The organism is Lysobacter sp. Root604, assembly GCF_001427505.1.
Lineage (GTDB): Bacteria > Pseudomonadota > Gammaproteobacteria > Xanthomonadales > Xanthomonadaceae > Lysobacter.
This window is the reverse complement of sequence record NZ_LMGS01000013.1, coordinates 74,600-97,611: the sequence shown is the minus strand read 5'-3', so window position 1 is coordinate 97,611 and position 23,012 is coordinate 74,600. Positions and strand designations below refer to the sequence as shown.

Below are 23,012 nucleotides of genomic sequence, written 5' to 3'. Positions count from 1 at the left end.
CGCCATGGCCCTCTACGACAGCATCCTCGACACCATCGGCAACACGCCCATCGTCAAACTGCAGCGGATCGCGCCGGCGCATGTCTCGCTGTACGCCAAGGTCGAATCCTTCAACCCGGGCGGCTCGGTCAAGGATCGCCTAGCGCTGGCGATCGTGCTGGACGCCGAACGCAGCGGCGCGCTCCAGCCCGGCCAGACCATCGTCGAGGCGACCTCCGGCAACACCGGCATCGCCCTGGCCATGGTCGCGGCCGCGCGCGGCTATCCGTTCGTGGCGGTGATGACCGAAACCTTCTCGGTCGAGCGCCGCAAGCTGATGCGCGCCTACGGCGCCAAGGTGATCCTGACCCCGGCCGCCGAGCGCGGCAGCGGCATGGTGCGCAAGGCCGCCGAACTCGCCGCGCAGCACGGCTGGTTCCTGGCCCGTCAGTTCGAGAACCCGGCCAACCCGGCCTACCACCGCAGCACCACCGGCCCGGAAATCCTGCGCGATTTCGCCGGCAAGCGCCTGGACTATTTCGTGACCGGCTGGGGCACCGGCGGCACCCTCAGCGGCGCCGGCCAGGTGCTCAAGCTCGCGCGTCCGGATCTGAGGATCATCGCCTCCGAACCCGCCGGCGCTTCGCTGCTGAGCGGCAAGGACTGGCAGCCGCACAAGATCCAGGGCTGGACCCCGGACTTCGTGCCGGCGGTGCTGGACCGCGGCGTGGCCGACGAGATCCGTCCGGTCGACGACGTGCTCGCGCGCGACACCGCGCGCCGCCTGGCCGCCGAGGAGGGCGTGTTCGTCGGCATCTCCGCCGGCGCCACCGTCGCCGCCGCGCTCCAGGTCGCCGAGCAGGCGCCGGCCGGCAGCGTGCTGCTGGCGATGCTGCCCGACACCGGCGAGCGCTACCTCTCCACCTTCCTGTTCGAAGGCGTGGCCGAAGGCTCCGACGACGAATGGCTGGCCGCGCTGGCGCAGGAAGACGTGGCGGCCTGAGCCCCGCTGCCTGTGGGAGCGGCGTGAGCCGCGATCGCCTTACTCGCGCCTTCCCACAGCGCTCCCCGCGCCCAATCCGCGACCCGCCATTCACCGCGCGCACCGGGGCGTTTACCCTGTGCGCTCGCGGCCCCCTTGGCCGCGCGGAGATCGCATGACCCAGCTTCACGCCGACGAGCGCGCCGACCAGCGCCTCGCCTGGGCCCGCCGCGCCACCGGCGACAGCCGCCTGCAACTGCAGCGCGCCTCGGTCGACGCCGGCTTCCGCAGCTATTGGCGCGCCGCGCCCGACGCGGCCGGCATGCCCGCCAGCGCCATCGTCATGGACTCGCCGCCGACGCTGGAGGACGTACGTCCCTGGCTGCGCATGCGCGCGTTGCTCGAAGACGGCGGCGTACGCGTGCCGCGCGTGCTGGTCGAGGACACCGAACACGGCTTCCTGCTGCTGGAAGACCTGGGCGGCCCGACCCTGGCCCAGATCATCGACGCCGACAGCGCCGACGCGTATTTCGAAGCCGCGATCGAACAATTGTTGAAGCTGCAGGCGATCGCGCCGCCCGAGGGCATGGGCGAGTTCGGCGAGGCCCTGCTGCAGCGCGACGCCGGCCTGTTCGAGGAGTGGTTCCTGCGCCGTCATCTGGGCCTGGAACTCGACTGCGACGATAGCGACCGCCTGGAGCTGGTGCAGCGTCGCCTGATGGACAACGCGCTCGCGCAGCGGCAGGTGCTCACCCATCGCGATTTCATGCCGCGCAATCTGATGCCGGTGCAGCCGGGCCCGGCGGTGCTGGACTTCCAGGACTGCGTGCGCGGCCCAGTCGCCTACGACGCGATCAGTCTGTTCAAGGACGCGTTTCTGAGCTGGCCGCTGGACCGCGTCGACGCCTGGCTGGCGCGTTACCACGAGCGCGCCGTCGCCGCGGGCGTGCCGGTGCCGACGCTGGCGCGCTTCCGTCGCGACGCCGACTGGCTGGGCGTGCAGCGCCACCTCAAGATCCTGGGCATCTTCGCGCGCCTGCATTACCGCGACGGCAAGACCAAGTACCTGCCCGATGCGCCGCGCTTCATCGCCTATCTGGATGAAGTACTGCCGCGCTATCCCGAATTGCAGGCGCTGACGGAGCTGCTGGACACGCGCATCCGTCCGGCGCTGGCGAGGCTCGCGGCATGAAGGCGCTGATCTTCGCGGCGGGACTGGGCGAGCGCATGCGCCCGCTCACCGACACCACGCCCAAACCCTTGCTCGCCGTCGCCGGCAAGCCGCTGATCGAATGGCATCTGGAAAAGCTGGCGGCGTGCGGGGTGTGCGAGGTGGTGGTGAATACCTCCTGGCTGGCCGAGCAGTTCCCGCGCACACTCGGCGACGGCGCACGCTGGGGCCTGCGCATCGTCTATTCCTACGAAGGCACCACGCCGCTGGAAACCGGTGGCGGCATGCTGCATGCCCTGCCCCTGCTCGGCGACGCGCCCTTCCTGCTGGTCAACGGCGACGTCTGGACCGACTTCGACTTCGCGCGCCTGCCGCGCGAGCCCGAGGGACTGGCGCATCTGGTGATGGTCGATCGGCCGCCGCAGGCCACCCAGGGCGATTTCGCGCTGGACGAGGACGGACTGGTGCGCAGCGACGGCGCGCACCGCCTCACTTACGCCGGCCTCGGCGTGTATCGCCCGCAATTGCTGGACGGGTGGCGTGCGCACAGCCGCGATGCCGGCGCCGACGACACTCCGCCGCGCTTCCGTCTGGCGCCGATCCTGCGCGCGCACATGGCCGAGGGCCGCATCCATGGCGAACACCACCGCGGCCGCTGGACCGACGTGGGCACGCCGCAGCGGCTGGCCGAACTGGACGCGGCCCTGCCGGGCTGAGCGCCAGGCATCGTCCGACGAACTGCTAGCATGCGCGGCGATATGACCGACCGACACAAGCCGCTCAGCAAATTCCTCAGCCTGATCCTGCGCCATGAACCCGAGGCCATCGGCCTGCAACTGGACGCGGAAGGCTGGGCCGACGTGGACGAACTCATCGCCAAGGCCGCCGCGCACGGCAAACGCTACGACCGCGAGCTGCTGCGCGAGTTGGTGCGCGACAACGACAAGCAGCGTTTCAAGCTCAGCGACGACGGCGATCGCATACGCGCCAATCAGGGCCATTCGATCGACATCGACCTGGCCCTGGCGCCGATTGAGCCGCCGGCCCGGCTGTTCCACGGCACCGCCACTCGCCACGCTGAGGCGATCCGCGCCGAAGGCCTGCGCAAGCAGAGCCGCCAGCACGTGCACCTGTCCGCCGACCGCGATACCGCACTCAAGGTCGGCAGTCGCCACGGACGGCCGGTAGTGCTGCAGGTGCGCGCCGGCGAGATGCACGCACAAGGCGCCGCTTTCTTCCGCGCCGACAACGGCGTGTGGCTGACCGACGCGGTCCCGGCGGAATTCATCGAATGGCCGGCGCAGACATGAGGCCGACGCCCGCAACGCGACGCCACCACAGGAGCATGGGCGCATGAGCGCCGGGCACCGTTTCTCCGACGCTGAACGCGGCGGCGTCTACCGCGCCATCTTCGAGCGCCGCGACGTGCGTTCGCAGTTCTTGCCCGACCCGATTCCCGCGGACGTGCTTGAGCGCCTGCTACGCGCCGCGCACCATGCGCCGTCGGTGGGATTCATGCAGCCCTGGGACTTCATCGTCGTCGAGGATCCGGCGGTCAAGCACGAAGTGAAGGCTCTGCACGCGCAAGCCAATGCGCAGGCCGCGCACAACTACCGCGACGAACGCGCCGAACTTTATCGGCAGCTCAAGCTGGAAGGGATCGTCGAAAGCCCGATCAATCTGTGCATCACCTGCGACCGCGGCCGCGGCGGCGAACATGTGTTGGGTCGCAACACCATGCTGGACGCGGACCTGTTCAGCGCCTGCCTGGCGGTGCAGAACTTGTGGCTGGCCGCGCGCGCGGAGGGCATCGGCGTGGGCTGGGTCAGCATCCTGGAACCCCGCGAACTGGCGCGCGTGCTCGGTCTGCCCGAGGGCGTCGAACCGCTCGCTTACCTGTGTCTGGGCTATGTCAGCCAGTTCCTGGAGCGACCGGAGCTGGAAACGCGCGGTTGGCGCTCGCGCCTGCCGCTGCAGGATCTGGTGCATGCCAATGCCTGGGGCGGTGAGGTGCAGGACCCCGCGCTGCGCAGCGCGCTGCTGGCCGGCGAGCCCGATCGGGACCCGGCTCGCGGCGGTTAGGAGGAGTCCGCCCGCCCCTGCGTCCGCGGGCATCGTTCATTGGGAGCGGATCATGCGTGGAGTCGCCACCGCCTGCCTGCATGTCTTGCTGCTATGCGGCGCCCTCGCAAGCGCTCGAGCGGCCGAAGCCCGAGCCGGGGCGCTGTACGTACTACCTGGGCGACGTGCTGTTCGACGACGACCCGCGCCTGACCGCCGCGCGCGCCAGCAACTGGCTTACGGCGGCAACGGCATCGCCCATCCGTAAGGCGACGCGCGCACGGGCTGGCGCGTGCAGCGCGACATCGTGCTGGGTTTGAACGTGCCGGGTTACACGCGCTGCGGGCGTTGAGCCATTCGCTCGACGTCCCGTCTTGGGGCTTTGGAGTAGGAGCGGCGTAAGCCGCGACCGCGCCACTGCGACAACGACGCAGGCCGCGACCACCACTTGGCACCCCACTCACGACGCAAGCGAGTCCCGCGATCGCGGCTTACGCCGCTCCCACAGTGGTGGGTGCGTCGCTACGGCGAGGCTTGCGATGACCACAACCACAATCGTGCACACAGGCGCGTGCAGCCCTGCTTCCTGTGGGAGCGGCGTGAGCCGCGATTGCGTTAGCGCGGCGACACACACATTCGACGCAAGCCGATGTCGCGGTCGCGGCTTGCGCCGCTCCTACAGGGGCTAGCGCCGGCCTCGTAGCGGGCCGGTATCGTTAACGCCTCAACGCTGCTCCAGCGTCTGCTTCAGAAACGGCACCGTGATGCGGCGCTGCGCGGCCAGGGAGGCGCGGTCGAGGCGGTCAAGCAGCGCGGTCAGGCCGGCCAGCTCGCGGTCGACGCGCTTGAGCATCCAATCCAGCGCAGCCTCTTCCAGGACCAGACCTCGGCGTTGCGCGCGCTGGCGCAGCACTTCGGCGCGGCCGTCGTCGTCCAGCGGCGACAGCGCGATGCGCGCGCATTGCGACAGGCGCGAGCGCAGGTCGGGCAGGCTCAGGGCGAGGCCGTCGGGGGCTTCGCGCGCGGCGTAGATCACCGCCGCGCCGGCGGCGCGCGCGCGGTTGTGGGCGTCGAACAGGGCGATCTCGTCCTCGCGCGTGCCGGCGATGACCTCCAGGCCGTCCAGTGCCAGCAGGTCGTTGCCTTCCAGCGCTTCTAGCGCGTCGCGCAGGCGCCCGGCGGCCGCGACCAGCGGCAGGTAGGCGGCGCGGCGTCCGGCGGCTTCGGCGGCGGCGCAGGCGGCCAGCAGCAGGTGGGTCTTGCCGACGCCCGCGGGGCCGGCCAGGTACAGCCAATCGCCGCCGGCCTGCTCGGCCAAGGCGCGCAGTTGCGCGATCGCTCCTGCCGGCGCGGCGACGAAGGTGTCGAGTCGCTGGTCCGGCGGGTAGCGCAGCGCCAAGGGCAGCTGCGGCACGCTCATCGCTGCAGGTTCATCGCGGCAGACTCATCGCGGATCGCAGCCGGCTCACTCGGGTTCGCGTTCGGCCGACGTCGGCACGACGAGCGGGCCCGGCTCCAGCAGGATCGACGACGGCGTGCCCGCGTACAAACGGCTGCGGGTGTAGCGCTCCTGCGCGTAACGCAGCAGCACGTTGGCCACCGCCGCCACCGGCAGCGCCAGCAACATGCCCAGGAAGCCGAACAACTGGCCGCCGGCGAGCACGGCGAAGATCACCGCGACCGGATGCAGCCCGATGCGGTCGCCGACCAGCTTGGGCGTGAGCCAATAGCCTTCGATCAGTTGGCCGATGCCGAACACGGTGAGTACGCCGGCGACGTACTTCCAGTCGCCGTACTGCACCAGCGCGGCGATGGTGCCCAGGACGATGCCGCTGGCCGGGCCCAGGTAGGGCACGAAGGTCAGCAGGCCGGCGATCAGGCCGATCAGGATGCCCAGGTCCAGGCCCACCGCCCACAGGCCCAGGCCGTACATCACGCCCAGGATCAGCATCACCAGGAACTGGCCGCGCAGGAAGGCGCCGAGCACGTCGCTGGACTCGCGCGCGAGGCGGCCGACGGTGCTCAGGTGGTTGCGCGGCACCAGCGAGGCCACACGCGCGACCATCAGGTCCCAATCGCGCAGGAAGAAGAAGGTGATGACCGGCAGCAGCGCGATATTGGCGGCCATGCCGACCAGGGCGAAGCCCGAGCGCGACAGATAGCCCAGCAGGGTGCTGGCGACGCCGCCGGCGCGCTCCCAGTTGCTACGCACCAGCTGACTGATGTGCTCCAGATCCAGCCAGGTGGTGATCTCGAATCCGGTACGCATTTCCACCCACGGCAGCGCGGTGTTCATGAACCAGTCGCGGTAGCTGGGCAGCGAGGCGATCAGGGTGGAGATCTGGCGCTCGATCAGCGGCACCAGGATCACCAGCACCAGCAGCACCAGCAAGGCCATGGCGGTGAACACCAGGGTCACGGCGACGTTGCGCGAGCGCCCGGCGCGTTCCAGGCGGTCGACCAGCGGGTCGCCCAGCCAGCCCAGCAGGGCGGCGACCACGAACGGGGTCAGGATCGGCGCCAGCAGCCACAGCAGCCAGCACGCGCCCAGGCCGAGCGCGGCCCATTGCAGGCGGCGCAGGAATTGGGCGATGTCGTGCAGGGGGGTGGTTTCCATCCGCGGATCCTATGGGTTGCGAGCGGGCGGCGCGCCGGTGAACGGCGCGTCGCCATGAGGGCCCAGCCTAGCCGGTCAGCGCAGGCGGTAGACCGGCGGCTGGCCTTCCAGGCCTTCCTGCGCCTCGAGCACGTCGTCGCCCTCGGTCATGCGCTTGAAGCCCTGCAGGCCGGAGATCAGCTCCAGCTCGAACTCGACCCCGCTGGGGCTGGCGCGTACCGGGGTGATCCGGCGCACCACGGCCAGCCGCTGCAGGTAGCCGGACAGGCGGATGAAATCGTCGCTGCTGGTGATGCCGGTGAAGGTCACGCGGTAGTTGCCCGGCGGGCCGGCGGCGGTGCCGCGCTTGGCGTAGCGGCGCATCAGGGCGTCGGCGGCGCCGTCCGCACCGCCGGACAAGGCGCGGCGGGCGTCGGCCTCTTCGCTGGTCCAGGTCGACAGCACCTTGCCGCTGTCGACGAAGATCCAGTCGGCCTTCCAGCCGGCCTTGGAGCGGTAGAGCTTGCCGATCAGCTGCATCGGCGGGCTGTAGCGGGCCGAGGCGCGCGCGACCGCGGCGCTGTCGCCGCGCCAGATCGCGCCGACCGCGGCCTGTTCAGCCGCGTTGCCGGTGGGCAGGCCGAGGCGGTAGCCGCGCTCGATCGCGCGGTTCAGGGTCGAGCGAGCGGCGTTGGCCTGGGCCAGGCCGACCAGGCGCGGGCCGCTGCCGTCGTCGATGGCCAGCCACAGCACCGGCTTGGGGCGCGGGGTCGGCCAGACCGGCAAACCCAGCACCGAGGCCAGGCTGTCGACCTGGGATTGGTCGAAATTGACCACCAGGGTGGTGCGGTAGCTGGGCGCCCCGGTCGGGCCCACGCCCTCGTCCTGGCGGTAGTCGTAGCCGGCCACGTAGTCCTTGGCGCGGCGCAATTCCTGGCCCACGCCCGGGCGCGCGGCCGCGCCGCGGTCGCCGGACAGCTTGCCCAGCACCTGCGCCAGCGCGCGCGCGAAGCCCGCGTTGCGCTCAGCCTCGCCCTGGCCGTTGACCGGCACTTCGGCCGCGTAAACGCCCTCGGCCTTGGCACGATCGCCTTCGACACGCTGCGCCCAGGCGGCAGAGCTCGCCAGCAGCAGGGTCGCGACCAGTAAAACGCGGATTGCCCGAACCATCGCTGTCCCTAGATAGGTGCGTAATGGATGAAATGGTGCCGTAGTGGGGCCGGAACGTCCATTCGCGCGCTCCGCGACTGGTAAAATGTCGGGCTTGTCCTCTTACTCGCGCCCGCCGGAGCCGCCGTGACCGCTTCCATCCCCGACGCTCCCACTCCCCTGACCTACCGCGATGCCGGCGTCGATATCGACGCGGGCAACGCCCTGGTCGAACGCATCAAGCCGATGGTCAAGCGCAGCTTCCGTCCCGAAGTCATGGGCGGGCTGGGCGGTTTCGGCGCGCTGTTCGACCTGTCGGGCAAGTACCGCGAGCCGGTACTGGTCTCGGGCACCGACGGCGTGGGCACCAAGCTGAAGCTGGCCCAGCAGCTCGGCCGCCACGACAGCATCGGCATCGATCTGGTCGGCATGTGCGTGAACGACGTGCTGGTGCAGGGCGCCGAGCCGTTGTTCTTCCTCGACTACTTCGCCACCGGCAAGCTCGACGTGGACACCGCCGCGGCCGTGGTCAGCGGCATCGCCACCGGCTGCGAGCAGTCCGGCTGCGCCCTGATCGGCGGCGAGACCGCCGAGATGCCCGACATGTACCCGCCGGGCGAATACGACCTAGCCGGCTTCACCGTCGGCGCGGTCGAGAAGTCGCAGTTGCTCGACGGCAGCCGCGTGCGCGAGGGCGATCTGCTGATCGGCCTGGCCTCCAGCGGCCCGCATTCAAACGGCTATTCGCTGATCCGCCGCATCTACGACCGCGCCGGCCGCCCGGCCGACACCGACCTGGGCGGGGTCAAGCTGATCGACGCGCTGATGGCGCCGACCCGCCTGTACGTGAAGCCGGTGCTGGAACTGCTGCGCGCCAACGGCGGCGCCCACAAGATCCACGCCATGGCCCACGTCACCGGCGGCGGCCTGACCGAGAACATCATTCGGGTGGTGCCCGACGGCCTGGGCCTGGACATCGACGCCGCGTCCTGGGAACTGCCGCCGGTGTTCCAGTGGCTGCAGCGCGAAGGCGCGGTGACCCAGGAAGAAATGTGGCGCACCTTCAACTGCGGCATCGGCTTCGTGCTGATCGTGGCGCCGGAAGACGCCGCCGAGATCGAAGCCGAGCTGGAGCGCATGGCGCTGGCGAACTGGCGCATCGGCCGGGTGGTCGCGCACGCCGACGGCGAACGCGTGCATATCGGTTGAAGCAGGAGTGAGCTTAGAGGAGAGAGAAGTGAGTAGGAGCAATACCCCTGCGACGCGGGCGCTTTCGCTCGCTGCTCACTACTCCACGCTCACTTCTTGCTCCAAGCCATGAACGCCATCAAGAAGGCGGCGCTGGCCGTGGTCCTGGCCGTGTTCGCGATCAGCTGGATCGCGCCGACCAGCCCTTTCGAGCAGGGCATGCACAGTGTGCTGACCGTGGTCGGCCTGGTCTGGCTGTGGCTGCACAACCGGCGTTGGCCGATGCGCGATAGCCACTTCATCGCGATCTGCGTGTTCATGATGGCCCACTGCGTGGCCGCGCGCTGGCTGTACTCCTACGTGCCCTACGACCGCTGGATCCAGTGGTTGACCGGCGGTTGGTCGCTGGATCGCGCGCTGGGCTTCGAACGCAATCACTTCGACCGCTTGATCCATTTCCTCTACGGCGTGTGCTTCGCGCCAGCGGTGCGCGAGTACTTCCGCCAGCGCTGGCCGGCGCTGAGCGCGCGCCAGGCCTTCGTGCTCGCAGTCGCCGCGATCATGTGCACCAGCCTGATCTACGAATGGATCGAATGGGCGATCGCGCTGGGCATGTCGCCGGAAGCGGCCGAGTCCTACAACGGCCAGCAGGGCGACGTCTGGGACGCGCACACCGACATGTTCCTGGCCACCCTCGGTTCGCTCGCGGCCTGGCCGCGCCGCCGCGCCCGCGCATGAACGCCGTCGCGCTGCCGCCGGCCCTGCAGGACTTCGAGCGCCGCGTCGCCGCGGTCGATTGGGACGCCTACGAGCGCCCGCAATGGAGCGACGCCGCGCAGGTACGCGCGGCGCTGGCCGACGCCCTGCACGCGCACGACCGCACCAGCAGCGAGCGCGCCTATCACGCCGTGCTGTACGCGGTGGGCAACAACCACGCCGGCACCTACCACGCGATCGCGCTGGCGGTGCTGCCGTTTCTGGGCGAACTGATGCGCCACGGCCAGGGCTGGGCGCGCAGCACGGCGCTGGAGGCCTTCTTCGACCTGGCGCTGTCGTTCGAGCCCGACCGCGACCAGCAGGCGCTGGCGCCGGAACTGGCGCGCCAGGCGCGCGCCCTGCGCCCGGTGCTGGAAGCCATCGCCGCGCAAGGCGGCGCCGACGCCGTCACCGCCCACGAAGCCCTGCTGGCGCTGGAGCCCGGCGCGGACTGAAAGCGCCGCGAACGCGCGCCACCTCAGGTTTCTTGCGACACTGCGCGCTCGCAGGCGGCTTGGCCGCGCCCGCGCCGACTCACCCACACGGCGTTCGGCCCGCCGTCACGGAGGACGCATGGGCGCTTGGGGCATCGGTTCGTTCGACAACGACCACGCCAGCGATTGGCTGCTGGACCTGATCGAAGGCGAGGATCTCGCGCCGATGCGCGCGGCGATCGCGCAGGTGCTGGCGGAGGACGACTACCTGGATTCGGACCTGGCCGTGGAAGCGCTGGCCGCGATCGAAGTGCTGGCCGCGACCCTGGGCCGGCCCACCGCCGCGATCCAGGACGAGGCCGAATTCCAGGCCTGGCTGGCGCGGCTGCAGTTGCAGGGCGACCCCAGCCTGGTGCCGGAGGCGCTGCGCGCGCTCGAGCGCATCCTGGCCCCGGAATCGGAACTGCGCGAGCTTTGGGAAGAGACCGAGGACTACGAGGACTGGTGCGCGGACGTCGCGCGCCTGCGCTCGCACGTGGGCGCCTGAGCGCGACCGTCGCAAGGCAGCGCAATCGCGGCCCGAACCGCGCCCAGCGCAGCGGATCGCCTAAAATGCGGGCCCGCTCCCGAATCCCGCCCGCATGCCCCAGCTTCCCCGCATCGCCGTCCTCGCCTCGGGACGCGGCAGCAACCTGCAGGCGGTGCTGGACGCGATCGCCGACGGCCGGCTCGCCGCCGAGGTGGTTGGGGTGTGTTCCGACAAGCCTGGGGCGGCGGCACTGCAACGGGTGCCGGCCGCGCTGCGCTGGAGCGACGACCCGCGCGGCTATGCCTCGCGCGAGGCCTTCGACGCCGCGCTAGGCGACGCGGTCGCGGCCTGCGCGCCGGACTGGGTGCTGTGCGCGGGCTACCTGCGCATCCTCGGCGCCGACTTCGTCGAACGCTTCCGCGGCCGCCTGCTCAACATCCACCCCTCGCTGCTGCCGCTTCATCGCGGCCTGCGCACGCATGCGCGCGCGATCGAGGCCGGCGACCGCGAACACGGCGCCAGCGTGCACTTCGTGATCCCCGAGCTAGATGCCGGCGCGGTAATCGCGCAGGCGGTGGTGCCGATCGCCGACGGCGACGACCCCGAGGTCCTGGCCGCGCGCGTACTTTCGGTGGAACACCCGCTGCTGCTGGCCACGCTGCAGCTGGCGGTCGCGGGCCGGATTGCTGAACAGGGCGCAACCGTGACCCTGGATGGTCATCCGCTATTTACCCCCCTGCGTTTAGATTCCGCCGGACACACGCTGCAGCCCTGAACCCGAGCGCGTACGCCCGGTCCAATACGCATACGCGCCCTTCCGCCCTACTCGTCCGTCGACGCCCTCGCGCCCCAAGGACCCCGCTCCCGCCATGAAGTCATCGCTGCCCCTGCTCGCCGCCGTCCTGCTCGGCGCGCTGCTCCCCGGACGCGCCTGCGCGCTGGAGCCGTTCGTGGCCGATTACCAGGTCTACAACAGCGGCAAGGTGCTGGGCGACGCGACCATGCAGGTGGTGCCCTCCGGCAGCCATTGGCGCATCGACCTGGATATCCGCGCCGAGCACGGCATGATGGGCCTGGCCGGCGCGGCCGCGCAGCAGAGCACGGTGTTCGACCTGGTCGGCGACACCTACCGCCCGCTCAGCCAGGCGCTGGTGCGCAAGGTGGTGTTCTCCAAGCGCCAGGTGATCGGCATCTACGACTGGAACAAGCGCAGCGCGCGCTGGACCGGCGACGTCAAGGAAAGCCGGCAAAAGCCCATCGCGCTGCAGGACGGCGACATGAGCGGCCTGCTGATCAATCTGGCCGTGATCCGCGACGCCCAGCCCGGCAAGACCCTGGCCTACCGCTTCGTCGACGGCGGCCGCGTGCGCCCGCATCAGTACGTGGTCGCGCAGGAACTGGAAAGCGTGTCGGTCGCCGACATGGGCTACAACGCCATGCGCGTGAACCGGGTCCAAAGCGGCAACGAAGAGACCGTGATCTGGGTCGTGGAAGGCGTTCCGACCCCCGTTCGCATTCTTCAACGCGAAAACGGTCAAGATACCTACGACCTGCGTCTGGTCGAATACCGAGGAGTGAACTGATGGCCCTTACCCCCAAGGTTCCGTCGCTGCGTCCGTCGCCCTGGCTGCTGGCCGGCGCGCTGGCGCTGACCAGCCTGCCCGCGCTCGCGATCAAGCCCTTCAGCGCCGACTACACGGCCAGCTACATGGGCATGCAGGGCAACGGCCGCATGACCCTGGCCGCGGCCGGCCCCGGCCGCTGGAAGTACAGCCTGGAAGTCAGCAGCCCGCTGGCCAACCTCAGCCAGTCGACCGTGTTCGAGGAAAAGGGCGGCCAGTGGCGCCCGATCTCGGGCAGCGACTCGAGCAAGGTGCTGACCCGCAAGCAGGTCAAGAACGCGAACTACGACTGGAACCGCGGCGTGGCCACCTGGACCGGCGACGTCAAGGAAAACCGCGCCGGCCCGATCCCGCTGCTCGCCGGCGACATGGACGCGCTGCTGATCAACCTGGCCCTGGTGCGCGACGCCGGCGCCGGCAAGCCCATCAGCTACCGCATGGTCGAGGACGGCCGCGTCAAGCAACTGACCTACACCGTGGCCGGCAAGGAAAGCATCGACATCGGCGGCAAGAGCCAGACCGCGACCAAGCTGATCAGCAGCAACGGCGACAAACAGACCATCGCCTGGGTCGTCGACGGCATGCCGGTGCCCGCGCGCATCCTGCAACGCGACAAGGGCCAGGACGCGATCGACCTGCGCGTGCGCGGCGTGCGCTGACGTCCGTTCTCGCCCGTGAGCGACAACGAGAGCCCCGCGATCGCGGGGCTCTTCGTTTTAGGGCGCACGAGGTTCGACCGGCCTGTCGATGCCGTCCTCCGCGGCCGGCGCGAATATCCTCACCCCTGCAGCGGGATTTTCGCCTTGCAGGACCACACCCCTTGCCGCCGCCCGAGCTGGGCATAGCGTCCTCGCATGTAATCGATCTGGTAATCGTCGCCGCGCGGCAGCTCGCTGAACACGATATCGCTGGACAGCAAGGGAACCAACACGCCGCGTTGCGCGTCGTAGCGGCCGATCTGGAAGCGCGGCTCGATCGAAGCCTGGCTGGCGGTGTGGTGGCCGTCGGCCAGAACGACCAGCCCGCCGTCCTTGACCGCGCAGGAGGGATCGATGATGGACGTGCCGCAGGATGCGATCAGCTGCAGGTCCAGGCCCGGCACCTCCGGCCCGAGCACGCGGCCCAAGTAGTTCATATCGTTGCGCAGGGTCTGCTGGCCGTGGTCCAGGCCCAACTCCACGCCCAGCATCATTCCGTCCCAGCGAATCAGGTTGTCCAGGCTTTGCTCCGGGTCCAAGGCGTAGCGGCTGGCCAGGCTCTGGTCGGCGTCGGCCAGGTGCGCTGCAGCGGCGTCGTCCAGGCGCGGACGGTACAGCTTTTCCAGCAGCACGTACGGCGGCGATGCATCCATCTGCGCGCGCTGGCCGCGCAGCACAAAGGTGGTGTTGAGCAAGCCCCTTCGCTGCGTTAGCGACGCGCACAGGCTGCCGGCTACCAGCAGCCAGTTCTTGAACAACGGCGTCCCATTAATCGCGCTATACAGGGCTCCGGCCAACTCGTGGCGCAGGGATTCCGGATAGGCGCCGAAACCGGCATCGGTGGCTGCGGTGGCGGCTTGCGCTCCTTTCCGGAACAGGAACTCTGGCGCCAGGAAGACTTTTAAAGTCTGCTCGTCGACCATGCCGTCGAGATTGGCATGGCGCTGCGCCGTCCAATACAGCACGTTGAGCAGACGCTGGGCGCGGGCCTGCAGATCCGGATCGGGCAATTGCAGCAGCGGTGCGCCGCTGGAGGGAATCACCTTGCCCGCCGGCGCCGCGTAATAGGTGGGCAGCATCCAGGCGAACGGCAGCAGATGGCTGTAATCGCCACGGCCGGCACCGCCGCGTACGAGCGTATCGAGGTCCATATCGTCTCCGTCAAAAGGCGTGCGTCATACGCCGCGCCGGCCGCATCGAGGCCAGGCGATGGCGTTCCGTGATCGTTCCCCTACCGTAAACGCCGCACCGCTCACCTGAAAGTGCGAGCCTTCGTCGGCATCGGCCCAGGGAGTGTACCTAGCGCGCGAACCCCGCCGCACATCAGCCGGCAGGCGACGCGCAACCGGCATCGCCACCGCCAATTTTGGAGGGCATTGACGATGTGGTGTTGGTGAGCGTGCAAGTAACGGCGGAGGGAAGCGGACGGGAGCCGCAACGCCGTCGCTCAAGGGCGAAAAGAAGGAGTAGGCAGCCGTTGTCGCCCGCCACTGAGAAAGCCCACTCTGCAGCCTGTTTTCGGCCTCTCTAGTCTCCTGTAACACTCTCGAAGTTGCGATCGTCATTGAACTGCAGAACAACCGCTACGCCTCGCGCGCAAACGCCGTAGTAGACGCATTTCGAACTACGAGGCCTTGACTCCGAATGCAGCTCAAAAACTTCGAGCTGGCAGGGCCCCTCGAAGACAGCCGATATCATGTCCATGACCTTGAACGACAAGTGATGCCGCAGATTGAGCAGGTCACCCTGACTTGTCTTCGGAGCATCCCTGACCAGATACGGGCGGAGTGAATGTTCCAGATCCCGCGTCCCTCTTTCCAACCGTATCACCGAGGAAAATCGCAGCTGAGGAAACCAGTGGCAATAGTCCTTGATAGCCCTATCTATGGACTGCCCATCATCGATCCGAACGATGTAGCAGAATGACGAATAGTCGCGCAGCCCTCCATTCATGGCGGCCAATCCCGCGAGAAACCCGTCGAGCCTGGCAACTCCTCGTTCCAGATCTAGTGCGTCTCTAGCGTTCATATCGGACAGAATGCACCGTAAGCACCACCATCGGCAGCTTCAAGTTTAGCCAGTGCCTCATCGTAAAGGCTCCGCGCACGCGGACTCTTTGTGCGCGCGGCGCTTTTCGCAGGGCGGCCAAAGAAAAGGCCCGCATCGAGCGGGCCTCTCATGTTCAAGCGCGGAGCGCTTAACCAATCCGACGAATCTTCGCCCCCAACTGCGACAATTTCGCCTCAATGTTCTCGTACCCACGATCCAGGTGGTAGATGCGATCGATCGTAGTCTCGCCATCGGCAACCAACCCGGCCAGGATCAGCGAAGCCGAGGCGCGCAAGTCGGTGGCCATGACCGGAGCGCCGCTGAGCTTGGCCACGCCGCGCACCACGGACGTGTGGCCATCGACGCGAATGTCGGCGCCCAGGCGCAGCAGTTCGTTGACGTGCATGAAGCGGTTTTCGAAGATGGTTTCGTTGATCACGCCCGCGCCTTCGGCGATGCAGTTGAGCGCCATGAACTGCGCCTGCATGTCGGTCGGGAACGCCGGGTACGGGGCGGTGGTCAGGTCGACCGAACGCGGGCGGCGGCCCTGCATGTCCAGGGTGATGCGGTCGCCGTCGACTTCGATGACGGCGCCGGCGTCGCGCAGCTTGTCGAGCACCGCATCCAGAGTGTCGGCGCGGCTGCGGGTGGTGGTGACGCGGCCGCCGGTCATCGCGGCGGCGACCAGGAAGGTGCCGGTCTCGATGCGGTCGGGCAGCACGTCGTGGCTGCCGCCGTGCAGGCGTTCGACGCCGTGCACGACGATGCGGCCGCTGCCGGCGTGTTCGATGTTCGCGCCCAGCGCATTAAGGCAGTCGGCCAGGTCGACCACTTCCGGTTCCATCGCGGCGTTCTCGAGCACGCTGGTGCCCTCGGCCAGGACCGCGGCCATGAGCACGTTCTCGGTGCCGGTCACGCTGACCACGTCGAAGACGAAGCGCGCGCCCTTGAGGCGGCCGTTGCGATGGGCCTTGATGTAGCCGTTCTCGACCGAGATCTGCGCGCCCAGGGCCTGCAGACCCTTGATGTGCTGGTCGACCGGACGCGAACCGATCGCGCAGCCGCCCGGCAGCGAGACTTCGGCCTCGCCGTACTTGGCCAGCAACGGGCCCAGCACCAGCACCGAGGCGCGCATGGTCTTGACCAGCTCGTAGGGCGCGACGTGGCTGTTGACCGTGGTCGGATCGACGGTGATGGTGGCGCCGTCGGTGACCACGCCGGCGCCGAGCTCGCCCAGCAGCTTGGCGGTGGTGACCACGTCGTGCAGGTGCGGCACGTTGCGGATGGTCACCGGCGCGTCGGCCAGCAAGGTCGCGCACAGAATGGGGAGCACGGCGTTCTTGGCGCCGGAAATCTGGACTTCGCCGTTCAGCGGCTGTCCGCCTTCGACCACGATCTTCTGCATGTTTTTCCGCCGGGAATCGGGAATGGGGAATCGGGAATGGTTAAGAGCGGGCGATAGGATTGAAGGTCGCGGCGAAATCGGAGCGCGACAGGCGCGGCCCGATTCCCGACTCCCTATTCCCGATTCCCGGCCTCTTCGGGGGTCAGGGTCTTGAGCGCGAGGGCGTGGATTTCTCCGCCCATGCGCTCGCCCAGGGTGGCGTAGACCAGACGGTGGCGGGCCAGCGGCAGCTTGCCGCGGAAGGCTTCGGCCACGACGGTGGCTTCGAAATGCACGCCGTCGTCGCCGCGCACGTCGGCGCGGGCGCCGGGCAGGCCCTGTTCGATCAAGGATTGGATGGTTTCGGCGTTCACGTCTGGGGCACAGCCTTGGGGTCGGTCGGAGGACGACGGCACGACGGTCGGCGCGATGCTGCGCGCGGCCCGGCGAGCCGTGGAGGGGTGAGGGTGCCGCTGGCGGCCCGCCTGTCGGAGGTCGAAGCGCGCCCGTCCGGGGCGCCCCTCGCGTCGCCAGCCCGGGACCAGCCCGGACGCGCTCGCGGCGATTCCTGCGCTTGCGCGCGGGTTTCGCCGACGCGGCCAGTCCCTGGCCGCGCTAGCTGGGCGTTTGCGACGCCCGGCTAGACGGGCATTCAGCGGACGAACCGCATAGAATTCACGGATTAGCCTAGCGGAAAGCCCCGCGGTCCGGAATGGCGGCAAGGGAACGGCCCGTCCCACCGACCTGTCGGCCACGCGCCCCGGCGAGCCAGGCCCGCCTGCGCGCCGCGACCCGCCGGCCCCTTTCCGACCCGGAGCGCCCCCGCCGCCCCGCCCCAGAGCGAATGTCCCGATGACGATCTCCCCCCTCAGCGCGGCGCCCGCCCCGCACCCGGTCTCCGACGCCGGCCTGGCCGCCAGCGGCCGGCGCGTGTTCGAGATCGAGGGGCAGGCCCTGGCCGCGGTCGCCGCGCGCATCGACGGCGCCTTCACCGCGGCCTGCCGCTTGATGCTGGAAGCGCGCGGGCGGGTGGTCTGCACCGGCATGGGCAAGTCCGGTCACGTCGCGCGCAAGATCGCCGCCACCCTGGCCTCCACCGGCACCCCCGCCTTCTATGTGCACCCGGGCGAAGCCGGCCACGGCGACCTGGGCATGATCACCGACGCCGATATCGTGCTGGCCCTGTCCTACTCGGGCGAGAGCGACGAAGTGCTGATGCTGCTGCCGGTGCTCAAGCGCCAGGGCAACAAGCTGATCTCGATGACCGGCCGCGCCCAGTCGACCATGGCGCGCGAGTCCGATGTGCACCTGGACGTCAGCGTGCCGGCCGAGGCCTGCCCGCTGGCGCTGGCGCCGACCTCCAGCACCACCGCCTCGCTGGCGATGGGCGACGCGCTCGCGGTGGCGCTGCTGGAAGCGCGCGGCTTCACCGCCGACGATTTCGCCCGCTCGCATCCGGCCGGCGCGCTCGGCCGGCGCCTGCTGCTGCACATCACCGACATCATGCACGCCGGCGACGACGTGCCGCGCATCAAAGCCGACGCCAGCGTGAGCGAGGCGCTGGTGGAAATGAGCCACAAGCGCCTGGGCATGACCGCGGTGGTCGACGACGGCGGACGCCTGCTCGGTCTGTATACCGACGGCGACCTGCGCCGCACCCTCGACGACCCGGGCGTGGACCTGCGTTCGACCCGGATCGTCGAAGTCATGACCCGCGCGCCCAAGACCATCGGCCCCGAGGCCCTGGCGGTGGAAGCCGCGCAGCTCATGGAAACCCACAAGATCAGTGGCCTGCTGGTGGTGGACGCTGAACAACGCGTGGTCGGCGCCCTCAATATTCATGACTTGTTGCGCGCTAGAGTGGTTTAAAGGCCGGGAATGGGGAATAGGGAGTTGGGAATCGCCTTTGGGCTTCCTCCGATTCCCACCTGTTCGCCGCGTATAACAATTCCCTATTCCCGATTCCCCATTCCCGTGCCCTATAGCCACCTCAACGACTACCCCGCCGAAATCCGCGAACGCGCCGCCCGGATCCGGCTGGCCTGCTTCGACGTCGACGGCACCCTGACCGACGGCCGCCTGATCTTCGACAGCGAGGGCCGCGAACTCAAAGCCTTCCATGTCCACGACGGCCAGGGCCTGGTGCTGCTGCGCAAAGCGGGCATCGCGGTGGCCTTCGTGACCGCGCGCGCCAGCACCATCGCCGAGCAGCGCGCGGCCGAACTCGGCCTGGAGGCGCATACGCGCGTCGCCGACAAGCTGGCCTGCGTGCGCGAGATCGCGCAGCGCCTGGGCCTGGGCCTGGACGAGGTCAGCTTCATGGGCGACGACCTGCCCGATCTGCGCGCGATGGCCCACGTCGGCCTCGCGGTCGCGCCCGCCAACGCCCACCCCTGGGTACGCGAGCGCGTGCACTGGCGCACCGGCGCCCAGGGCGGCTGCGGCGCCGGCCGCGAGCTGTGCGACCTGCTGCTGGCCGCGCAGGGCCACGCCGAGCGCCTGCTGGCGCAGGTGCTGGAATGAGCTGGCGCGGCCTGATCACCGCCTTCCTGGTGCTGGGCGCGCTCGCCAGCGGCTGGGCGCTGTGGTCGCAACGCAGCAAGGACCACGGCGGTCCGGCCGCCGGCGGGCGCTCGGACTACGTGCTCAACGATTTCGAAGTGGTGGTGCTGGACAAACAGGGCAAGGAATCCTTCACCCTGCGCGCGCCCAAGCTGACGCGCGATCCCAACGTCAAGACCATGGACATCGCCACCCCGACCTTCCTGATCCCGCCCACCGGCGAAGCCGGCGGCGGCGCCTGGGAAGTACGCTCCAAGGCCGCCTGGGTCAGCGCCAAGGCCGACGAGGTGCGCCTGCGCGGGGCGGTCAAGGCCGACAGCACCAACGCCGGCGGCAAGCCGATCAGCATCACCTCCGAAGAACTGAACGTGTTCCCCGACACGAACAAGGCGACTTCGGCGGTTCCGGTTAAGGTGGTTCAGCCGGGCACTATAATGACCGGCTCGGGATTGCAGGCCGATCTCGATACCAAGAACGTCAACATCCCCAACGTCAAGGTCCGCTATGAAGCGAAAGCCCGCTAAGCAGGTGCTGTGCCTGATCGTCGCCCTGCTGGCGGCCGCCGCGGCGCATGCGCGTTCTTCGGACCGCAACCAGCCCATGGACGTCGGCGCCGACCACAGCAACTGCTCGGTCGCCAGCGACACCGGCCCCTGCGTACTCACCGGCAACGTCAAGATCGTCCAGGGCACCCTGGTCATCAACGCCGCCAAGGCCGACATCAAGCGCGCCGACGGCGATATCAGCTACGTCGCCCTGACCGGCTCGCAGGTGACCTTGAAGCAGCAGCTCGACGACGGCTCGCCGTTCAACGGCCGCGCCAACAAGGTCGACTACGACATGCCCAAGGACACCGTGATCCTCACCGGCAACGCCTATGTCGACAAGGCCGGCGACACGATCAAGAGCGAGCGCATCGTCTACAACATGAAGACCGGCCAGATCGAGAGCGGCGGCACCGGCGGCCGCGTGAACCTGCGCCTGCAGCCCAAGGGCAAGCCCGCCGCGCCGGCCAAGGGAGGCCGCTGATGCTGGTCGCCCGCGGCCTGCGCAAGGCCTACCGTTCGCGCGAAGTGGTGCGCGATTTCGGCCTGACGCTGGACGCCGGCGAAGTGGTCGGCCTGCTCGGCCCCAACGGCGCCGGCAAGACCACCTGCTTCTACATGATCGTCGGCCTGGTCCCGGCCGATGCCGGCCAGATCGTGCTGGACGGCAAGGACATCACCAGCGAGCCGATGTACGCGCGCGCCAAGTACGGCGTGGGCTATCTGCCGCAGGAACCCTCGGTGTTCCGCAAGCTCAGCGTGGCCGACAACCTGCGCCTGGTGCTGGAACTGCGCGAGGACCTGGACCGCAACGGCCGCGAGCGCGAGCTGGCCAACCTGATGGACGAGCTGCAGGTGAGCCACGTCGCCGAGCAGATCGGCGCCAGCCTGTCCGGCGGCGAACGCCGCCGCGTCGAAATCGCGCGCGCGCTGGCCGCCAAGCCGCGGCTGATGCTACTGGACGAGCCCTTCGCCGGCGTCGACCCGATTTCGGTCGGCGAGATCCAGCGAATCGTGCGCCACCTCAAGAATCGCGGCATCGGCGTGCTGATCACCGACCATAACGTGCGCGAGACCTTGGGCATTTGCGACCGGGCGTATATCCTCAACGAAGGCGGCGTGCTCGCGCAGGGGGCTCCGGACGCGCTGCTGGCCAATCCCGACGTCCGTCGCGTATACCTGGGCGAAACCTTCCGCCTGTAACCTTAGCTCGATTGCGCAGGGTTCCAGTCGGCGTTTCCGCCACATTCTGGAACACGCGTGCGGCCGTCCGCCCTATCAGGTCGCGTTAGACACCGAGCATGAAGCCCCGCCTCCAAGCCTCGCTAGGTCAACAGCTGGTGATGACGCCGCAATTGCGTCAGGCCATCCGTCTGTTGCAGCTATCGGCGGTGGAACTGGAAGCCGAACTGGTCACCGCGGTGGAGAGCAATCCGCTGCTGGACTGGACCGAGACTGCGATCAGCGTCAGCAACGGCGCCGACGGCGGCAGCGTCGGCGACGAGCGCGAGAGCGCGCCGGAGTCCTCCGGCGAGGACCACCGCGACGCCCTGCCGCCGGAGGCCGATTGGGGCACCAGCGACGGCGAGCCCTGGTACCAGCGCATCGGCCCCTCCGATCAGGACGACGACGGCCCGGTCGCCGAACAGGTCGCCGACGCCGACACCCTGCACGACCACCTGCTGTGGCAGCTGCACCTGAGCCCGCTGACCGCGCGCGACCGCCTGATCGGGGTGTCCCTGATCGAGGCCATCGACGACGACGGCTACCTGCGCGAGCCGCTGGACGCGATCGCCGCCTCGCTGGGCCCGGCGATCGACGCCGGCGTGGACGAGCTGACCACGGTGCTGCACCAGATCCAGCGCTACGACCCGGTCGGGGTCGGCGCGCGCTCGCTGGGCGAGTGCCTGCGCCTGCAGCTGAGCCAGTTGCCCGCCGAGACGCCCGGACGCGAACTCGCCAACAGCCTGGCCAACGGGCCGCTGGAGCGCCTGCCCAAGGTCGGCGTGGCCGGGCTGGCGGCCGAGCTCAAGCTCGAGGTCGCCGAGGTCGAGACCGCAGTGCAACTGCTGCGCTCGCTGGACCCGCGCCCGGGCGCCCAGATCGGCGCGATCGCAGCCGACACCTATGTCGCTCCCGACGTGGTGATCTGGCGCCAGCACGGGCTGTGGCGGGTCGCCCTGGCCGACGGCATGCGCCCGCGGGTTTCGATCCACCGCGGCTACGAGGGCATGATCCGCCACGCCAGCGCGGCCGACGCCAGTTATCTGCGCGGCCACCTGCAGGAGGCGCGCTGGCTGCTCAAGAGCCTGGAAGCGCGCGGCGACACCCTGCTCAAGGTCACCCGCTGCCTGCTCAAGCAGCAGGCCGCGTTCCTGGAATTCGGCGACAGCGCCCTGCGCCCGCTGACCCTGCGCGAGGTCGCCAACGAGATCGGCCTGCACGAATCCACGGTCTCGCGCGCGATCTCGCGCAAGTACGCGCGCACCCCGCGCGGCACCGTGCCGCTGCGCGCCTTCTTCGCCTCCGGCATCGACACCGGTTCCGGCGGCGAGGCCTCCAGCACCGCGATCCAGGCCATGATCCGGCGCCTGATCGAGGCCGAGAACCCGCGCAAGCCGCTGTCCGACGCGCGCCTGGCCGAAACCCTCAAGGCCACTGGCGTGCCGGTGGCGCGCCGTACGGTAGCCAAGTACCGCGAGGCGATGAGCATTCCGTCGTCGCAGGATCGGGTGCGGATGGCCTGAGGGCCAGGTTGTGGCTTGGGCCTAGCCCGAAGCCCCTCAGGCCGCCCTCATCCGCCCTTCGGGTACCTTCTCCCGTAGGCGGGAGAAGGGAGATCAAGTGCGCCTCACCCCAACCCCTCTCCCGCTCGCGGGAGAGGGGTTGGGGTGAGGGCGCGCCGCAGGCCGCAAGCTCCCACCTCACYCGWCGCCCTCATCCGCCCTTCGGGCACCTTCTCCCGCAGGCGGGAGAAGGAAGATCAAGTGCACCTCGCTTTAGCCCCTCTCCCGCTCGCGGGAGAGGGGTTGGGGTGAGGGCGCGCCGCAGGCCGCAAGCTCCCACCTCACTCGTCGCCCTCATCCGCCCTTCGGGCACCTTCTCCCGCAGGCGGGASAAGGAAGATCAAGTGCGCCTCACCTCACCTCCTCTCTCGCAGGCGGGAGAAGGGCTCAGCCCCAAGACGGATCCTCGCGCGTGGAGCATCGCCGCCGCGCGTGGAACATTTTCGCAGCGATTTATTAACTTCGTTTTCACCCGCCCACCCGACTTTGGTCGCAGTCCACGCGAAACCCCCATCGGATCA

At 69.3% G+C, this 23,012-nt stretch carries 24 protein-coding genes; 18 read left to right on the top strand and 6 right to left on the bottom strand.

The annotated features are described in order from the left end of the window. Nucleotides 1-4: 4 nt before the first annotated feature. The 5 genes from cysK to bluB all read left to right on the top strand — a co-directional run bounded on the left by cysK (nucleotide 5) and on the right by bluB (nucleotide 4,214). A complete protein-coding gene (cysK, locus tag ASD69_RS20175) occupies nucleotides 5-982 on the top strand; it encodes a cysteine synthase A (RefSeq protein WP_056182883.1) in 978 nt (325 codons plus the stop codon). Nucleotides 983-1,136: 154 nt separating this feature from the next. Continuing rightward, a complete protein-coding gene (locus ASD69_RS20170) occupies nucleotides 1,137-2,153 on the top strand; it encodes a phosphotransferase (protein ID WP_056182880.1) in 1,017 nt (338 codons plus the stop codon). After that, a complete protein-coding gene (murU, locus tag ASD69_RS20165; RefSeq protein WP_056182876.1) occupies nucleotides 2,150-2,848 on the top strand; it encodes an N-acetylmuramate alpha-1-phosphate uridylyltransferase MurU in 699 nt (232 codons plus the stop codon). Before ASD69_RS20170 ends, murU begins: the two co-directional genes overlap by 4 nt. 42 nt (nucleotides 2,849-2,890) lie before the next feature. Beyond that, nucleotides 2,891-3,442, top strand: coding sequence for an RNA 2'-phosphotransferase (locus tag ASD69_RS20160; RefSeq protein ID WP_056183212.1), 552 nt, complete (start codon nucleotides 2,891-2,893; stop codon nucleotides 3,440-3,442). A gap of 43 nt (nucleotides 3,443-3,485) precedes the next feature. Further along, nucleotides 3,486-4,214 (top strand): 5,6-dimethylbenzimidazole synthase, encoded by a 729-nt coding sequence (bluB, locus tag ASD69_RS20155; RefSeq protein ID WP_056182873.1) that lies wholly within the window; start codon nucleotides 3,486-3,488, stop codon nucleotides 4,212-4,214. Nucleotides 4,215-4,917: 703 nt separating this feature from the next. Here bluB and hda read toward each other — a convergent pair. From hda to ASD69_RS20140, 3 genes are all read right to left on the bottom strand, one after another. Beyond that, entirely contained in the window at nucleotides 4,918-5,613 is a 696-nt protein-coding gene (gene hda, locus ASD69_RS20150) for a DnaA regulatory inactivator Hda (protein WP_056182868.1), read from the bottom strand. 45 nt (nucleotides 5,614-5,658) lie between these two features. Next, entirely contained in the window at nucleotides 5,659-6,810 is a 1,152-nt protein-coding gene (locus ASD69_RS20145) for an AI-2E family transporter (RefSeq protein WP_056182865.1), read from the bottom strand. A 75-nt stretch (nucleotides 6,811-6,885) separates the two neighbouring features. Next, entirely contained in the window at nucleotides 6,886-7,959 is a 1,074-nt protein-coding gene (locus ASD69_RS20140) for a DUF2066 domain-containing protein (protein ID WP_056182862.1), read from the bottom strand. Nucleotides 7,960-8,118: 159 nt separating this feature from the next. On the opposite strand from ASD69_RS20140, the gene purM reads away from it, so the two are divergent. The 7 genes from purM (at nucleotide 8,119) to ASD69_RS20105 (ending at nucleotide 13,126) form a co-directional block, all read left to right on the top strand. Next, entirely contained in the window at nucleotides 8,119-9,147 is a 1,029-nt protein-coding gene (gene purM / locus ASD69_RS20135) for a phosphoribosylformylglycinamidine cyclo-ligase (RefSeq protein ID WP_200944041.1), read from the top strand. A gap of 108 nt (nucleotides 9,148-9,255) precedes the next feature. Continuing rightward, entirely contained in the window at nucleotides 9,256-9,864 is a 609-nt protein-coding gene (locus ASD69_RS20130) for a DUF2238 domain-containing protein (protein WP_056183210.1), read from the top strand. Further along, the gene (locus ASD69_RS20125) at nucleotides 9,861-10,337 is read left to right on the top strand and encodes a hypothetical protein (RefSeq protein ID WP_056182852.1); all 477 of its coding nucleotides are present in this window, start codon (nucleotides 9,861-9,863) and stop codon (nucleotides 10,335-10,337) included. Before ASD69_RS20130 ends, ASD69_RS20125 begins: the two co-directional genes overlap by 4 nt. Nucleotides 10,338-10,455: 118 nt before the next feature. Then, a complete protein-coding gene (locus ASD69_RS20120) occupies nucleotides 10,456-10,863 on the top strand; it encodes a DUF4259 domain-containing protein (protein ID WP_056182850.1) in 408 nt (135 codons plus the stop codon). A 94-nt stretch (nucleotides 10,864-10,957) separates the two neighbouring features. Further along, nucleotides 10,958-11,620 carry a phosphoribosylglycinamide formyltransferase gene (gene purN / locus ASD69_RS20115; RefSeq protein ID WP_056182847.1) on the top strand — a complete coding sequence of 221 codons (663 nt, stop codon included), beginning with the start codon at nucleotides 10,958-10,960 and terminating at the stop codon, nucleotides 11,618-11,620. A 94-nt stretch (nucleotides 11,621-11,714) separates the two neighbouring features. Further along, complete coding sequence (locus ASD69_RS20110; RefSeq protein ID WP_082576662.1) at nucleotides 11,715-12,428, top strand: DUF3108 domain-containing protein; 714 nt, start codon at nucleotides 11,715-11,717, stop codon at nucleotides 12,426-12,428. Continuing rightward, the gene (locus ASD69_RS20105) at nucleotides 12,428-13,126 is read left to right on the top strand and encodes a DUF3108 domain-containing protein (RefSeq protein ID WP_056182844.1); all 699 of its coding nucleotides are present in this window, start codon (nucleotides 12,428-12,430) and stop codon (nucleotides 13,124-13,126) included. The genes ASD69_RS20110 and ASD69_RS20105 overlap by 1 nt, the downstream gene beginning before the upstream one ends. A gap of 119 nt (nucleotides 13,127-13,245) precedes the next feature. Here the strand turns inward: ASD69_RS20105 and ASD69_RS20100 are convergent, their stop codons facing one another. From ASD69_RS20100 to ASD69_RS20090, 3 genes are all read right to left on the bottom strand, one after another. Then, nucleotides 13,246-14,316, bottom strand: a complete 1,071-nt coding sequence (locus tag ASD69_RS20100; RefSeq protein ID WP_056182841.1) for a hypothetical protein — start codon at nucleotides 14,314-14,316, stop codon at nucleotides 13,246-13,248. 1,046 nt (nucleotides 14,317-15,362) lie between these two features. Beyond that, nucleotides 15,363-16,619, bottom strand: a complete 1,257-nt coding sequence (gene murA / locus ASD69_RS20095; protein WP_056182840.1) for a UDP-N-acetylglucosamine 1-carboxyvinyltransferase — start codon at nucleotides 16,617-16,619, stop codon at nucleotides 15,363-15,365. Nucleotides 16,620-16,732: 113 nt separating this feature from the next. Beyond that, nucleotides 16,733-16,972, bottom strand: coding sequence for a BolA/IbaG family iron-sulfur metabolism protein (locus ASD69_RS20090; protein WP_056182837.1), 240 nt, complete (start codon nucleotides 16,970-16,972; stop codon nucleotides 16,733-16,735). 478 nt (nucleotides 16,973-17,450) lie between these two features. Here ASD69_RS20090 and ASD69_RS20085 point away from each other — a divergent pair, with 478 nt between their 5' ends. The 6 genes from ASD69_RS20085 (at nucleotide 17,451) to ASD69_RS20060 (ending at nucleotide 22,452) form a co-directional block, all read left to right on the top strand. Next, on the top strand, nucleotides 17,451-18,467 hold the full coding sequence (locus tag ASD69_RS20085; RefSeq protein ID WP_056182834.1) for a KpsF/GutQ family sugar-phosphate isomerase: 1,017 nt from the start codon (nucleotides 17,451-17,453) through the stop codon (nucleotides 18,465-18,467). A 105-nt stretch (nucleotides 18,468-18,572) separates the two neighbouring features. After that, on the top strand, nucleotides 18,573-19,121 hold the full coding sequence (locus ASD69_RS20080; RefSeq protein ID WP_056182830.1) for an HAD hydrolase family protein: 549 nt from the start codon (nucleotides 18,573-18,575) through the stop codon (nucleotides 19,119-19,121). Next, a complete protein-coding gene (gene lptC, locus ASD69_RS20075) occupies nucleotides 19,118-19,684 on the top strand; it encodes an LPS export ABC transporter periplasmic protein LptC (RefSeq protein WP_056182827.1) in 567 nt (188 codons plus the stop codon). Before ASD69_RS20080 ends, lptC begins: the two co-directional genes overlap by 4 nt. Next, complete coding sequence (lptA, locus tag ASD69_RS20070; RefSeq protein WP_056182824.1) at nucleotides 19,665-20,189, top strand: lipopolysaccharide transport periplasmic protein LptA; 525 nt, start codon at nucleotides 19,665-19,667, stop codon at nucleotides 20,187-20,189. Before lptC ends, lptA begins: the two co-directional genes overlap by 20 nt. Continuing rightward, on the top strand, nucleotides 20,189-20,908 hold the full coding sequence (gene lptB, locus ASD69_RS20065) for an LPS export ABC transporter ATP-binding protein (RefSeq protein WP_056182821.1): 720 nt from the start codon (nucleotides 20,189-20,191) through the stop codon (nucleotides 20,906-20,908). Before lptA ends, lptB begins: the two co-directional genes overlap by 1 nt. Before the next feature lie 98 nt (nucleotides 20,909-21,006). Then, the gene (locus tag ASD69_RS20060) at nucleotides 21,007-22,452 is read left to right on the top strand and encodes an RNA polymerase factor sigma-54 (protein WP_056182818.1); all 1,446 of its coding nucleotides are present in this window, start codon (nucleotides 21,007-21,009) and stop codon (nucleotides 22,450-22,452) included. The last annotated feature ends 560 nt before the right edge of the window (nucleotides 22,453-23,012 follow it).

Bases quoted from the DNA above. Each gene is read 5' to 3' on its own strand.
- cysK (WP_056182883.1), top strand. From the start codon at position 5: ATGGCCCTCTACGACAGCATCCTCGACACCATCGGCAACACGCCCATC.
- ASD69_RS20170 (WP_056182880.1), top strand. From the start codon at position 1,137: ATGACCCAGCTTCACGCCGACGAGCGCGCCGACCAGCGCCTCGCCTGG.
- murU (WP_056182876.1), top strand. From the start codon at position 2,150: ATGAAGGCGCTGATCTTCGCGGCGGGACTGGGCGAGCGCATGCGCCCG.
- ASD69_RS20160 (WP_056183212.1), top strand. From the start codon at position 2,891: ATGACCGACCGACACAAGCCGCTCAGCAAATTCCTCAGCCTGATCCTG.
- bluB (WP_056182873.1), top strand. From the start codon at position 3,486: ATGAGCGCCGGGCACCGTTTCTCCGACGCTGAACGCGGCGGCGTCTAC.
- hda (WP_056182868.1), bottom strand. From the start codon at position 5,613: ATGAGCGTGCCGCAGCTGCCCTTGGCGCTGCGCTACCCGCCGGACCAG.
- ASD69_RS20145 (WP_056182865.1), bottom strand. From the start codon at position 6,810: ATGGAAACCACCCCCCTGCACGACATCGCCCAATTCCTGCGCCGCCTG.
- ASD69_RS20140 (WP_056182862.1), bottom strand. From the start codon at position 7,959: ATGGTTCGGGCAATCCGCGTTTTACTGGTCGCGACCCTGCTGCTGGCG.
- ASD69_RS20130 (WP_056183210.1), top strand. From the start codon at position 9,256: ATGAACGCCATCAAGAAGGCGGCGCTGGCCGTGGTCCTGGCCGTGTTC.
- ASD69_RS20125 (WP_056182852.1), top strand. From the start codon at position 9,861: ATGAACGCCGTCGCGCTGCCGCCGGCCCTGCAGGACTTCGAGCGCCGC.
- ASD69_RS20120 (WP_056182850.1), top strand. From the start codon at position 10,456: ATGGGCGCTTGGGGCATCGGTTCGTTCGACAACGACCACGCCAGCGAT.
- purN (WP_056182847.1), top strand. From the start codon at position 10,958: ATGCCCCAGCTTCCCCGCATCGCCGTCCTCGCCTCGGGACGCGGCAGC.
- ASD69_RS20110 (WP_082576662.1), top strand. From the start codon at position 11,715: ATGAAGTCATCGCTGCCCCTGCTCGCCGCCGTCCTGCTCGGCGCGCTG.
- ASD69_RS20105 (WP_056182844.1), top strand. From the start codon at position 12,428: ATGGCCCTTACCCCCAAGGTTCCGTCGCTGCGTCCGTCGCCCTGGCTG.
- ASD69_RS20100 (WP_056182841.1), bottom strand. From the start codon at position 14,316: ATGGACCTCGATACGCTCGTACGCGGCGGTGCCGGCCGTGGCGATTAC.
- murA (WP_056182840.1), bottom strand. From the start codon at position 16,619: ATGCAGAAGATCGTGGTCGAAGGCGGACAGCCGCTGAACGGCGAAGTC.
- ASD69_RS20085 (WP_056182834.1), top strand. From the start codon at position 17,451: ATGACGATCTCCCCCCTCAGCGCGGCGCCCGCCCCGCACCCGGTCTCC.
- lptC (WP_056182827.1), top strand. From the start codon at position 19,118: ATGAGCTGGCGCGGCCTGATCACCGCCTTCCTGGTGCTGGGCGCGCTC.
- lptA (WP_056182824.1), top strand. From the start codon at position 19,665: ATGAAGCGAAAGCCCGCTAAGCAGGTGCTGTGCCTGATCGTCGCCCTG.
- lptB (WP_056182821.1), top strand. From the start codon at position 20,189: ATGCTGGTCGCCCGCGGCCTGCGCAAGGCCTACCGTTCGCGCGAAGTG.
- ASD69_RS20060 (WP_056182818.1), top strand. From the start codon at position 21,007: ATGAAGCCCCGCCTCCAAGCCTCGCTAGGTCAACAGCTGGTGATGACG.